The organism is Paenibacillus sp. 05T425, assembly GCF_056396205.1.
The window spans coordinates 307,080-320,342 of record NZ_JBFTLA010000007.1; the positions used below are offsets into that span (position 1 = coordinate 307,080).

13 protein-coding genes are annotated in these 13,263 nt (G+C 47.2%); 1 reads left to right on the plus strand and 12 read right to left on the minus strand.

Annotated elements, in window-relative coordinates; all coding sequences use genetic code 11:
- The 5 genes from AC1DF0_RS18605 to AC1DF0_RS18625 form a co-directional block, all read right to left on the minus strand.
- On the minus strand, nt 1-1,674 hold the full coding sequence (locus AC1DF0_RS18605; RefSeq protein ID WP_477574929.1) for a hypothetical protein: 1,674 nt from the start codon (nt 1,672-1,674) through the stop codon (nt 1-3).
- Between the two features lie 77 nt (nt 1,675-1,751).
- Nucleotides 1,752-2,585, minus strand: a complete 834-nt coding sequence (locus tag AC1DF0_RS18610) for a hypothetical protein (protein ID WP_442051446.1) — start codon at nt 2,583-2,585, stop codon at nt 1,752-1,754.
- 82 nt (nt 2,586-2,667) lie between these two features.
- The gene (locus AC1DF0_RS18615) at nt 2,668-3,630 is read right to left on the minus strand and encodes a helix-turn-helix transcriptional regulator (protein WP_477574930.1); all 963 of its coding nucleotides are present in this window, start codon (nt 3,628-3,630) and stop codon (nt 2,668-2,670) included.
- Between the two features lie 139 nt (nt 3,631-3,769).
- Nucleotides 3,770-4,597, minus strand: a complete 828-nt coding sequence (locus AC1DF0_RS18620) for a TrmH family RNA methyltransferase (RefSeq protein WP_477574931.1) — start codon at nt 4,595-4,597, stop codon at nt 3,770-3,772.
- 13 nt (nt 4,598-4,610) lie between these two features.
- Nucleotides 4,611-5,276, minus strand: a complete 666-nt coding sequence (locus tag AC1DF0_RS18625; protein ID WP_442051450.1) for a potassium channel family protein — start codon at nt 5,274-5,276, stop codon at nt 4,611-4,613.
- A gap of 149 nt (nt 5,277-5,425) precedes the next feature.
- On the opposite strand from AC1DF0_RS18625, the gene sspI reads away from it, so the two are divergent.
- Nucleotides 5,426-5,662: a small acid-soluble spore protein SspI gene (gene sspI, locus AC1DF0_RS18630; protein ID WP_477574932.1), complete on the plus strand. Its 237-nt coding sequence runs from the start codon at nt 5,426-5,428 to the stop codon at nt 5,660-5,662.
- A 17-nt stretch (nt 5,663-5,679) separates the two neighbouring features.
- Here the strand turns inward: sspI and AC1DF0_RS18635 are convergent, their stop codons facing one another.
- The 7 genes from AC1DF0_RS18635 to AC1DF0_RS18665 form a co-directional block, all read right to left on the minus strand.
- Nucleotides 5,680-6,897, minus strand: coding sequence for an alpha-D-ribose 1-methylphosphonate 5-triphosphate diphosphatase (locus tag AC1DF0_RS18635; protein WP_477574933.1), 1,218 nt, complete (start codon nt 6,895-6,897; stop codon nt 5,680-5,682).
- A 145-nt stretch (nt 6,898-7,042) separates the two neighbouring features.
- On the minus strand, nt 7,043-7,444 hold the full coding sequence (locus tag AC1DF0_RS18640; protein ID WP_442051453.1) for a PucR family transcriptional regulator: 402 nt from the start codon (nt 7,442-7,444) through the stop codon (nt 7,043-7,045).
- Between the two features lie 24 nt (nt 7,445-7,468).
- A complete protein-coding gene (gene allB / locus AC1DF0_RS18645) occupies nt 7,469-8,881 on the minus strand; it encodes an allantoinase AllB (protein WP_477574934.1) in 1,413 nt (470 codons plus the stop codon).
- A gap of 72 nt (nt 8,882-8,953) precedes the next feature.
- A complete protein-coding gene (locus AC1DF0_RS18650; RefSeq protein WP_477574935.1) occupies nt 8,954-9,997 on the minus strand; it encodes a DUF6282 family protein in 1,044 nt (347 codons plus the stop codon).
- A 44-nt stretch (nt 9,998-10,041) separates the two neighbouring features.
- Entirely contained in the window at nt 10,042-10,899 is an 858-nt protein-coding gene (locus AC1DF0_RS18655) for a carbohydrate ABC transporter permease (RefSeq protein WP_442051456.1), read from the minus strand.
- Nucleotides 10,900-11,799: a carbohydrate ABC transporter permease gene (locus AC1DF0_RS18660; protein WP_442051457.1), complete on the minus strand. Its 900-nt coding sequence runs from the start codon at nt 11,797-11,799 to the stop codon at nt 10,900-10,902.
- Between the two features lie 70 nt (nt 11,800-11,869).
- A complete protein-coding gene (locus tag AC1DF0_RS18665) occupies nt 11,870-13,216 on the minus strand; it encodes an extracellular solute-binding protein (RefSeq protein ID WP_477574936.1) in 1,347 nt (448 codons plus the stop codon).
- Nucleotides 13,217-13,263 lie beyond the last annotated feature (47 nt).

Here is a 13,263-nt window from a genome sequence, read left to right on the forward strand (position 1 = left end):
CTATTCATAAATGTATACGGTGTCTTCACACATAACCGCGAGTTTATCCTCGCACAGATCGATGTCAAAATAACTTATGTTCCATGCGCTATCATTTTTTAATTTGATCGTTTGAATCAACTCGAGTGTATGAATATCCCATAATTTAATTTCACTGAAGCCTGAACAGGTTAGCAACACATCATTGGCTATCTTCATTAAAGTGATGTCTTTTTCATGGGCCTTTATGTTTCCAAGCTGTTCCCCGGTATTTAGATCAAATACTGCAATATTTCCTATTGCAACCAAGCTATCCCGGCTAACGCCGTCTCTAAACATAGCATCTTTAGAGAAGCTGCTCAGAGCAAATAGTTTATTGTGACCAATAACGAATTTGCCGATTGATCCGCTGAAACTTAACAAAGGGCCTTTGGTTGTTGAACGATGCAGCTTCCTCTCTCTTGGCAAGAAATAATATAATTCTCCTTCATAGCAGTAGGAAGAAACTCCATTAAAAAATGATCTTGAACCGACGTAATTCAATTMAATTTTCTCACCTGGGATCAGACGCTTATTTGTCATTTCAATACGACTTGATGCCATTTGGAAATTATCAGAGTCATTCACGTTCGAACGAACTGCGAACATTTTTAATATGTCTTCTGCAACTCCCATTATGTTATATGATTCCACTTTATCAAAAGAAGCATAGATGGTTTCCCGTTTGGTAGGATCATTTAAATCAACCTTAAACACTTTATACAAGTCGACCCACCCACGACCGGATACACTTACGTTATCAATATCAAGACAATAAACGGAATTTAGGTGCTTTATCGTTGTTACATACTGTTCATACTCATACGTCTCTATCTTATTAATCATTCGATTATTACGAATATCGTAGAAAGCCAAGTATCTGCCAATCTCGACACATAGCGTATGTCCGTATATATGAATTTTTCTTGGCGACGGTGATGATCTTGTGAATAGGCCACCTGCATTTTTGTATGAATCTTTGTTGATTTTAATGGTTTTGGCGTAATTTCTAAGTGCTGCACCCTGTCTAATCTTTGACTCATCTATTTCAAAGTCAGATATAGACGACGGATTCAACTTAATCTGTGCGTGTGCAGTCAATAACACGTTCTCGAAATGAATATTTTTATTTTTTGCATCGAACATGTGGGTCCCAATCAACGTTAATGAAGGCTGATTGATACCGACATAATGAATTCGTTCGGCCGTTTCACTAACTTCAAACGATTCACCTAATAAGTAAATCGTTCTTGAAGCATCGTCCGCCGTATCTTGAATCATCTGATCAAGTTCACCTTGAGACATAGCAATGAAATGAAGCTGACTCGATATAATTGGATCGTCCGTATATTGATTGATGATCGACAGCTTATCTCGTTTGCTCTTGAACGCTTGTATATCAAATGGAGCACTAATTGCAACTCCGAATATTTGGCACAGTTTTTCCGAAATTTCTGATTGATCCTCAGTAGCCAATTTCTCTAGAAGTTCAGCTTCCGCTTTATAAAAGCGTTGTTCTAACCACGTTTTCAATCTACCGTCAAAATAATATTCAACGATCGTTTCCATTTCAAAACTTTCTTTCAACTCTTCTATAGTCCTTACTTGAACCCCGTTTTTCATTACGATAGGAAACTTTATGTTTCTGTTGAGCATTAAATATTCCTCACCTTATTAGTTTATATTCTACATTTTCCATAAGTAATTATTAATTATTTTTGATAGAACATCAGCTAAGATATATATGATTTTCCTTTTAGCATGTCTCGATGATGAACATAGTACCCACGATCTTGTAACATTGTTACGTATTCGGGTTCGCCACTGCTATACAACCATTTTCTATTTAGTTCCTTAAATACTGTTTCAACTTGGTCTGCGGTAAGCCTGACAGTCGTAGACAGGTACAAAAGTTCCTTAACTTCATCACTAATAGTAATTTCTTCAATCTCACCGAACGATGCTATCAATGCCATAATCGTTGACTCTTTATCTGGTATTAATTTAACATTCTGAAATACAATATTGTTTCCTTTAGCATCAAAAGAATAACTTTCTTTTAAAATCACTGTAGGGTTATTTACGCCAATATAGATAATATTAGAAATATTATGACTAATATTGAAGATAGTACTAGCATCATCTAATAAATAAACGATACTATTATTAGAATTCGTCATTTTCTCAAGAAGCGTATCCAACTCACTTTGGGAGACTGCAACATATTCATAATTTTCTAGTATCACCTGATCTGTAGTATACTTATTTATCACTTCTAATTTTGATCTCTTTTCAAAATATTGACGAGAATTAAACGATACATCTTCTATATTCACACCAAAAACCTTAGCGATTTCCAAATGCAAAGAATCATTATGTTCATTGATATTTTGTAATAATTGAAGTTGACTTGTGTAAAATCTTTGCATAAGCCACGTTTTTAACCTTCCATCCAAATAATAACCAACGATCGTATCTACTTCAAAATTCTCTATTAATTCTTCTAATGTTCTTATTTGCATTCCATTACTTAGTACAATTGCAAACTTAATATTTCTCTTCAACATATATTATCTACTTCCTCTCCTTTAGCTACTTCCTCTTCAACTCCTGACTAACATTAATATATTGGTATTTCTTGGTGATTTATCACTCATACCGATCAATCATCGACCTAATTGTAGTCTTCATCTGCTCCCTTATGCTTAACGGGCTTATGACTTCGACATTGCTCCCTTGACTAAGAAGCCACATGATACAGCCTTTCCCATACACTTCTGCTTCGATTAGCCAGCCCTCATCCATTTGTTTGACTACTTCTGCTGTCGGTAATCGATCCAGCACTGCTGATAGAGAAGAACCGAAATAGTTAAATCGAAGCGTGATCAATTCACCGGCATACATAAACTGAGCACGTTTCCTTAACTCTCCCACCTCTACTCTGTTTTTCTCTGGAATAACGAATCTATCGGCTAATATTTCAAAAGATACAATTCGATCCAATCTAAAAAAAGCTGGTGACTCATATTCACTGCCATCAATAAAGGCAATCAAATAATAATAAAATTCAGAGAAGATAACGGATACTGGCTTTATCTTTCTTCTGGACTCCGTCCCATTCATCTTTTCATAACGAATTTCAATCATATTCTGTTTTCTAATGGTGAAGCAGATGTCCCAGATCATTTTTAACAACGGTTTGTTATGCGTTATCGATTGAAAATGAATTAATTCATTGCCTATAAACTCTTTGATGGCTTTTCTCTCCATGCCTGTAACCAGATCAAGTATGGACTGAATGAGTCCGTTCATCTCATCTTTGGTAAATGCTCKACTCTCAATGATGATCTTCGTGATAGCCAACACTTCCGCACCAGACAAGCTCTTATCATCCGCTATATTTTTTATATAACCCTTTTTAAGGTAATCATAGATAACCTCATGACCTGGATAATATTCAGCTAAATAAGCTCTAATATCCTCCAAGTAGCGTTGTACCGATTTGTTATCTATCCCGAATTCATCTGAAAGCATACGCTTGTTCAATACTTCTCCTCGGTTAAGTCGGTCATGCAGCAGTAGAATTCTATTAGACTTTGACTCTTTGCTCATTCGATCACCACTTTGACGATAATTGCCTGCAAGGGATATCTTACCATAGTTGGTTAGACATATTCTGTCCAACTGGATAAAAAAAGACGGAAGGGATCTGCTGTATGCAGTTCCCTTCCGTCTTTCTTTATTTGAAAAATTAATTAAACTTCCTCTGCCTTAACCCCTCGAACAGCAGCACCGCCGTAGCGGTTGCAACGTTCAAAGATTCGGACCCGCCTGGCATCGGGATGATGACCGACTCGTCCAACTGCAGGCGCACGTCCTGAGATAAGCCGTCGGACTCGCTGCCCATGAGCAGCCAAGTCGGCTGCTTCCAATCGTAGGAGTAGCAGGTATGAGTAGCCTGCAGACTTGTACCCACAAGCTTGATGCCCCGCTCCCGGGCTGCCGACATCAGTTCTGTTAGATCGCCTTCGATGATCGGCAGATGGAACATCGACCCCATCGTTGAGCGAACCGTCTTCGGATTGTATAGATCGACGCAGCCTTTGCCAAGAATGACGGCATCTGCCGCCACCGCGTCCGCGCTGCGAATGATCGTGCCGACATTGCCTGGATCGCGCACACCATCGAGCACGATGACGAGACTATTTTCACGGTAAAGCGCGCTTTGGTCATGCTCCGGCTTGGACACTACCGCGAAGACAGGAGGCGGCGTATCCGTCCCTGTGCACTTGGCCATCACGGACCGTGAAGCTTGAACCCATTCCGCTGCCTTCGCAGCCTCATATCCGGTCGTGCCAAGCTTAGACTCTTGCCTTAGCTCAACAGGGATGCCTCGTTCATTATCATAAATGATGACGGAAACATCGATGCCGCTCTTCAGCGCCTCTATTACGAGATGAACGCCTTCAATAATAAATTGACCGCTGCGGTCGCGATGCTTCTTATCAAGCAACGAAGCCCATTGCTTCACACGTTCATTTTGGATCGAAGTAATAAGTAGATCATAATTAGGATTCATAAGTGTCGTTAGCCTAGCCTTCCGAATATGCATTTTCTAAATTTCGAACATCCGAGTTTTTACCGACAATAACAAGCACATCATTCATACGAATAAGATCGTCGGCATACGGAGCGATGTTCATCTCCGGCCCCGTCTTGATCGCCATAACATTACATTTGTATTTTGCGCGAATGTCCAGCTGCTTAAGGCTCTTGCCCACCATCGCATTGGACGCTTTCATCTCTACAATACTATAATCATCCGATAGCTCGATATAGTCGAGAATATTCGGCGACGCCAAATGATGCGCCAAGCGAAGTCCCATATCCCGCTCCGGGTATATCACTTTGTCAGCGCCTATTTTCGAAACCACCTTGCCATGGAGCTCGTTCTGCGCTTTGACAATTAACGTCTTCACGCCTAGATCCTTCAAGATAATGGTTGTCAAAATGCTTGCTTGTATATCTTGTCCAATCGCCACGACTACAACGTCGAAGTTTCGTACGCCTAGCGCCCTCAACGCTTCTTCATCTGTGGAGTCGGCCGATACTGCGTGTGTCACCGTGCCTACAACATCCTGAATGCGATCCTCGCTCGAGTCAATGGCCAGAACCTCATAACCCATTTCCGTCAAAGCTTTTGCTACGCTGGAGCCGAAGCGCCCCATGCCGACAATCGCGAACTGTTTCTTGGACATTACCGTAATTCCTCCTAAACTAAGCATGGTTCGAAGTGGAATTCTGTATCGTCACTCTAGTATAACATACGACCGCGACAAGGATGAAACAAGGCCCCGCAGGGAATAGTAACGACGTAACTCAGAACGATGCAGGAGGATGCGACAACATGAATAATGTTACCGTTGATTTGCGTCAAGCCATTATTAATCGAGTACAAGCCAATTCCGTACAAGATCTGACTGAGGTCATCGAGGAATCAATCGGAGCAGACGAGAGAACTCTCCCAGGACTCGGCGTTCTATTCGAGATGATATGGCAGCAATGCAGCCAGCCTGAGCAGCAACGCATGGTTGAAGCATTGCACCAGCAATTGCATCAAGGAGAAAATCCTAGTCCTAGCTAGCTCATTACCGGCGACTCCTAATAATAAGTTGCTGCGCGGTAAACGATATTGCCGCCGACTATCGCACAAGTTACCCATGGCAGCTTCTCGTAACGGTCAACAATAATGATGTCCGCCGCTTTGCCTGGCTTGATGGAACCCAGCTCATCATTCGTGCCCAAAGCTTCGGCCGGATGAAGCGAACCCATCTTCACCGCCTTAGGCAAAGCGGCAATCCCCTCATCCGCCAGCTTGAATATTGCCGCCAGCATCGATGAAGGATGATAATCCGAGCAAATGATATGAGCCGAGTCAGCGGAGATCGCATCCACTGCTCTCAAGTTGTTGTCATGCGATGCGCCCCTCACAATATTAGGAGCCCCGACACATACGCGTTGCCCCTTACTCGCGGCATAACTCGCCGTTTCCAAATTAATCGGAAATTCACATACGGTAGCGCCGAGCTGCGCAGATTGATCTACGCTATCCTCCGTATCATTATCATGAGAGGCGATCGCTATTCCATTCTCCATCGCTAACTTCCCCAGCTCGTGCAAGCGTATCCAATCCACCTGCTCTCTGCGCTTCGCCAAATCATCGACGATTATGCCTACTTCCCCTCTGTCTACTCCCTGATTTTTCATAACATATTGCTCGAACGACCCGGCCTTCCGGTATTGACCTTGCCCCGGCGAATGATCCATGAACGATAAATATTCAATCTGTTTATTACGCAAGCAACGTTCAACAATCGAAAGCCCGTTCAAATGCGAAATTTCATACCGCAAATGGATACGATTGCGAATGACCGATCTATTCTCCCGGTAACGATTAATTAATTCAATCATTTCCGTAAGCAGATGATCGCCGCGAAGACTAAGACCCACCCCAAGCGATAATGAATGATACATCGTCGTAATACCATGAAGCGGAAGCTTGCGCTCGAATTCGAGCAACGCCATCTGAAGCGGAAACAGCGTATTCGGGCGAGGCTGTATTTCCTTCTCTATTGCGTCGCAGTGAATATCGATTAACCCCGGAAGGACGTATTTATGTTGTGCATCGATAACAAAAGCATCCAAATTGCTGCTCATCCAGCGGTTAATCTCTCCATCCTGAACAAACACGGCTTCTATCCGTCCGTGTGCTATTCCTATTGCGACGTCTGCAATCTCGTTCTCCAACACAACCATACCGTTTTTGATCAATATCGGCCGTGTCCGCGAGTCAGGCTTCGTAATCGATAAATTATTCATATGACGCTCATTCCTCTTTCACCTATACATATTTTATAAGATTAACATAAGCTCGCATCATTAATCATATCACGCCTAAGCTCCATTAACGTCCGACAATAAACAGAAAAAGCCTGCGCTCGCGCAGACTTTTTCATTGACCTTGCTATCGTCGACTATTCAGCATTTCCCGAAACAAAAACGCGAGTTTCAAACGCAGCAAATTATCCGTTTGCCGAAGCGGCAGGCCAAGCACCTTCTCCAGCTTCTCGATTCGGTAAGCAGCGGTATTCCGATGGATGAACAGCGCCCTGGCCATTTCATTCATATTGCCGTCGCAAGCGATAATCGTCTCGAGCGTAAGCAGCAGCTCAGCCCGTTGCATCCTCTCGGTACGATCCTTCAAATCCCGCCTCTTCTCCAAAAGTTGCGGTTCGTCCGGCAATAGCTTGCTCAAGTACTTCCCGACATAGTCCTCCATGGATGCCTGGGGTAAAGTTCCGAATAACGCCTTCCATTCGTTAACCAAATCGTCCCCGTCAGCTTTTCTGTTCACAATCGGTTCCATCTGCATCAACCTCCGTGAGCGTTTCTAGAGTGCGTTGCTCTTCTCCTTCTTCCTGGGCAAGAAACATTCCAAGCCTGCGCGCGATTGGTTCGTACCGAGTCCTTCTTCATAAACGGCCTTTCCTCTAAGCAGCGTCATTCTCACTTTGCAGCCGAGCTCCCTATCCATATAAGGCGTTTGCATGTGCCTTTGAAATAACCGATCAGCCGTTAAACGGTATCCGCCGTTTAAATCCACCAGTACGAGGTCCGCGTCATGGCCGACTTGGATCGCGCCCTTCCTGTGATGAAGGCCGAAGCGCCGAGCGGGAGCGCTTGACAGTAATTGGCTAATTTGCGTTAACGGTATGCCTCGCTTCAAATGCCCTTCGTCAACTAGCAGCTCCAGCGAGCTCTGGGCTCCCGAAATGCCTCCCCAAGCCGCAAACATATCCGTATGCTCCTTGAGCCCGGCAGGACAAGGCGAATGATCGGAAGCAATGAGATCAATTAAGCCCAGATCCAGACATTGCCACAGCTTCGCTTGTTCGGCTGCGCTCCTCAACGGGGGCGCGCACTTGGCGACCGCCCCCAAATGCGCGAAGTCATCCTCCGTCAGCGTCAAATAATGCGGACAAGTCTCCAGCGTCACATCCTGCCCGGTCCGCCTGGCATGCCAAATAACCTTCACGGCTGCTTCGCTGCTAATATGGGCGAAATGCAGACTGCAGCCTGCTTGCTTCGCATAATCCAGCGCTTTCGAGACCGCCTCCAGCTCGGCTTCGATCGGACGCGAAGCCGAATAGTCGAACGCGCCGCTGCGCCCCTCCGATAAAGCCTGCTTGGAAAGTCTCATTACGATGTCTTCATCCTCGGCATGAAGCACAAGCACTTTGCCAAGCTCCGCAATCCTCTTCATTCCCTCCAGCAGCGTTCCGTCGTCGCTTCGCCGGAACGCCTCCTCATGCTCGTCGCCAGGGGATGACATAAACGCTTTAAACCCAACGACTCCCGCTCTCGCAAGAAGCGGCAGCTGCTCCAAGTAACCTGGCATCAAACCGCCCCAGAAGCCGTAATCAACTAGCGATACGCCACACGCGCGCCTCCGCTTCTGCTCCAACGCGGCCACAGTCACGGTCGGCGGCACGCCATTCAACGGCATATCGATGAATGTCGTACAGCCGCCTGCCGCCAGCGCGTTTGAACCCGTGGCATACCCTTCCCAGTGCCCGAACCCCGGTTCATTGAAATGGACATGCGCGTCTATCATTCCCGGCAGAACAGCCAAGCCGTCAGCATCGATCACGCGGGCGCCGCTGCGTTCCAATGATGCTCCAATTTCCGCTATGCGTCCGTCTCGGACGCCAATCTCTGCCTTCTCGACACGATCCTCAAATACGACAAGACCGTTAATAACGACAAGATCATACGGCAATGCGGTTACCCTGTTATCCATCATCCGTATCGTTCACTCCATTCGTCATCCCTAGCTGCTTTACCCTCGAACTCATATCCGCTTCCTCTGGGCAAGCTAGTCGTCGATACCGATCAGCTTAGCCGGGTTCTCGGCGATCATCTTATAGATGTCTTCCGGCGCGAACTGGTAATCCAGCATCGAAGCTACCATCGTTCGCATGCCTTGCACCGGTGACGGAGCGGCGCGGATGCCGTAATCCGTGCCGAGCACGAAACGGTCGATGCCTACCTCCTTGATCGTCTTCATCCATTTCACCGCGTTGGAGAAACGTCCCAATTCTGCGCCCATGTCCATATATTCCTTCTCGACATAATAGTGCGTTCGCGGAACGTCCGGGTATAACCAGTCGACCAGACAAGCTTCCAAGAACGCCCCCCTTGCGGCAGCCTCTTTCTGTTGCTCGATCGTCATGCTTCCCCTGACCGGATGCGCGATCAGCACCTTCTTGATGCCGTATTCTTCGGCAAGATCGAGCAAACGAAGCGCCTCCGGCACAGACACATGCCCCGTATTCAAGTAAACCTCCGGCTTCTGCGCCACCAATGTAAGTATTTCGTCAAGCTCCTCGGATATCGGCCCCTCTACGGGAATAGACGTCGCAACCGACAATTCCTTCTCGGCAAACTTTGGAAAAGCGTCCTTGAATGGCACAAGCTTGCCATCAATCAGCGTAGATTCGCGTTCCGCCGAATGGCGGGTGCAATGCGATCCGAAGCTGATGAAGCGGCACCCCTCCTCGATATGGAGCGCCGTCTTGACAGCTCTTGGATTCATACCGCCGTGACCCGAATTCATTAGGTAGCCGCCGTACGTATGGATGCCTGGAACGTGACGGTTGACCACCCATGCCATGCCCGATGCGCCGCCGAATACATCATAATACACGATGCTCTTCATGCCTGCGGCTGCTGCTTCCTGCGCAACCTGAATGGGATCGAAATGTCCTGGATTGGAATTCAATACGGGCCCTGCGTGCACATGGCTGTCGATCGCCCCGATGAGCAACTCATCCGGCAGCTCCATCGAGCGGCTGTAAAACGATTCCTTCCATTTGGAGCGGTCCGGTGTACGTAGAATCGGTTGTTCATAGTTCAGCATGTTATATTCCTCCTATAATTGTAGTCGTCTCATACTTGCGGTGATCAGCCTTTGACCGCGCCGGCCATTACGCCAGCGATGATTCGGGAACTGAATGCGAAATAAATGACCGTAACCGGCAGCATGGACAGCACCATGCCCGCCATTAGCTGAGGATAATTCGTGCTGTGCTGGGATTTAAAAAAAGACATCCCGAGCGGAACGGTACGCATCGCCTCATCCTTCAACAGTACAAGGGCGAACGAAAACTCGTTCCAACAGGCAAAAAACTGCAATATGGCAACTGTAGTCAACACCGGCACAGCCATAGGCAAAATAATTTTCCACATTGCCCCGCTGAAGCTCAGTCCGTCGATAGCGGCTGCTTCTTCGATTTCCTTAGGAATGGCTACGATATAGCTCGTTACGAGCAAGATCGGCAACGATAAGTTAAAGGCAACATACGGAATGATAAGCGTAAACCATTGATCGGCGAGTCCCGACTGCTTGAACAGCAGATAGACGGGAACGAGCAGGGCATGTATGGGCACCAGCATACCGAACAAATAATAGAAGACCATCAGCTTCTTGCCTTTGAATTGCAATCTGGCTACCATGTAGCCTGTTACGAATGCAATCAGTACGATCAGAATGACCGACAGCAGCGTTACCCTTGCGCTATTCCAAGATAGCTGCAGCATGTTCGTCAGCTTGATCGCTTCCACATAATTGCCGAACTGCAGCTTCTCCGGCAGCTTCAAAATACTGTTCGAAAACTCCGGCTGCGTTTTTAAAGATGAATAACCGATCCATACGAGCGGAAATATGCAGCTGAACGTAAACAGCATCATCGCCGTATTGAGCAGCGCCTTCTTGAGCCCCCGCGAATATTTGGCGTAATTCCTTTCCATCGTCTCATTCATCTACGCTTCACCTCCGTTGTTGCCGCGTTTCCTTTGCAGCAGAAAGGTGCTAAGCAAAATAATGAGCATCGTCAGCGCCATGATCGTTATGGCAAGCGCGGAACCGTAACCATATCGGAATCTCAAAAATGACGTTTCATAGGCGTACAACGCCATTACGGACGAAGAATTACCCGGTCCGCCTCCGGTCATAGCGTAAATATGCTCGAATCCGCGCATATTGTTGGCGATACAAAGCAATGAAGCAACCATAAGCGTCGGTCTCGCCAGCGGAATCACCACATACCAGGCCTTGCGGAAGCCCGTTGCTCCGTCGATCTCGGCGACTTCAAGCACCTCCTTATTAATAGAGGAAAGTCCCGCAAGCATGAGCAGCGTGAAGAATCCGATATTTTGCCATGAAAGCGGAATCGAGACGAGCAGCACGATCGGTCCCGATAGATCCAGCCACGATTGCACGAATCGCCCCAGTCCAAGCACTCTCAACATTTCATTCAGCAGGCCGTTGTTATAGTTGTAAATAAGCGTCCACAGAAACGCGATGATGATCGGCGCAAGCGTCGAAGGAAAGAAGCTCATCGTCCGGTGCAGCCCTTTAAGCTTAACGAGCTTGGACATCAGGAACATCGCGAACACGAAGGCGATCCCGACTTGCCCAATCAACCCGTAAATCGTCATGAGCACGTTGTTCAGAAAAGAATGCCAGAACACTTCGTCGCGCAAAATTTCCAAATAATTATCGAGACCGATGAAGCTCAGCTTCGGCCCGCCTGTCCAAGAATAGAAGCCGTATCTAAAGGCAGATAGAATCGGAAGGAGTACAACAAAAGAGTAGATCACCAGCCCCGGCAGCAAATACAACAGCAGCAGCCACCCGGGAGGACGCAATGCTTTGCCCATTTTATCACCTCATCGTTATGGTTAATCAGGGGGGCAATCCGCTCTGGGATTGCCCTCTCCGGATTCACTGTTATGGTTTGGACAACAGCGTCTCGTACGCCTTTTGTGTCTCTTTCGCCATCTGCTCCGGTGTCTTGGAGCCGGACATGACGCTTTGAATTTCCGTATTGATAACCTCGACAACGGAAGCATCGAACCACAAGTCGAATATTTTCGTTGCATCGGCTGCCGCGCTCGCCTCGTAAGCGCCGAGAGCGACCGGATGCAGTTTAGCTGAGTCGAACTCACCAGGATCGTAGGCTGGGAAGCCTCCGACCTCCGCCATCAGCTTCGCGCTCTCCGACCCTGTCATGTAATCGAGCAGCGTAATAATGGCTTCAAGCTTAAGACCAGGCTGAATATCGGCATTTACGCTATAATACACGCCTGCTCCGCCCGATGAACTGAGCGGGTTGCCCTTGCCTCCGTCAATCGGCGGAAATACGGCGACCTTCGTCTCGTTCGTCACAGCTTCCGGAGCATTGTTCACAATGTTCATCGCCGACCAAATCCCGCTGACGAATGCTGCCGACCGCTCCTCGAAGTAATAAGTTACCATCGTATCCCCGTCAATGGAGTTCATATCTTTATTCAAGTATCCGGATTTGGAAAGATCGGACATGATCGAAATCGCCTTAATGAACGCAGGATCGTTAAACGAAGCCCCGCTTCCCGCCAATATCGATTCCGTCCATTCCGGTCCCGTCGAACGGTCGGTCAAAGCGCTGATCCAGCTCGAGAGCGCATAGCCCTTAGCCTTGTCTCCATACGAGAATAGGTTGATGCCTTTGTCCGCCAGCTTCTTGCCCGCATCCATCAGCTCGTCCCAAGTCTTAGGGAACTCGTTATAGCCAGCGTCAGCAAACATCTTCGCGTTGTAGTAGATGAGATGCGTTGGGCCCGCGGCAATCGGAATGCCGTACACCTTTCCTTCGCGCGTACCGGCTTCAAGCGTTCCTGCACGATAGCCGTCGCKCCATTCCGGTCGCTTGTCCAGCTCCTCGTTCAGCGGCAGTACGATCTCGTTGTTAACGAAATTCGTCATCCACGAGCCCGGTACGATGAACACGTCCGGCATATCGTCGGCGGCAGCCAGCGATTGCGCTTTGATCGAGTAGTCCTCGTTCTGCTGCTGCTCTTCGATAATTTCGATATTGGGATAATCCTGCTTGAACCGCTTCAGACCATCCAGCACGGCGGTGTCCTCCGGGCTTTTGCCGATGTTGGAATCCATGTAACGGTGCATGAGTGTAATCGATATTTTACCGTCGCCGGACGGCTCGTCCGTACTCTCCCCGGATGTCCCTGTATTGGAGCAAGCCCCTAACAACAGTGCAACAACAACGAAACAGCTAAGAACAATTGAATACTTTCTCATCTATTCTCCACTCCCTATATGTTTTGGCGACAGTTACGAACTGTTCT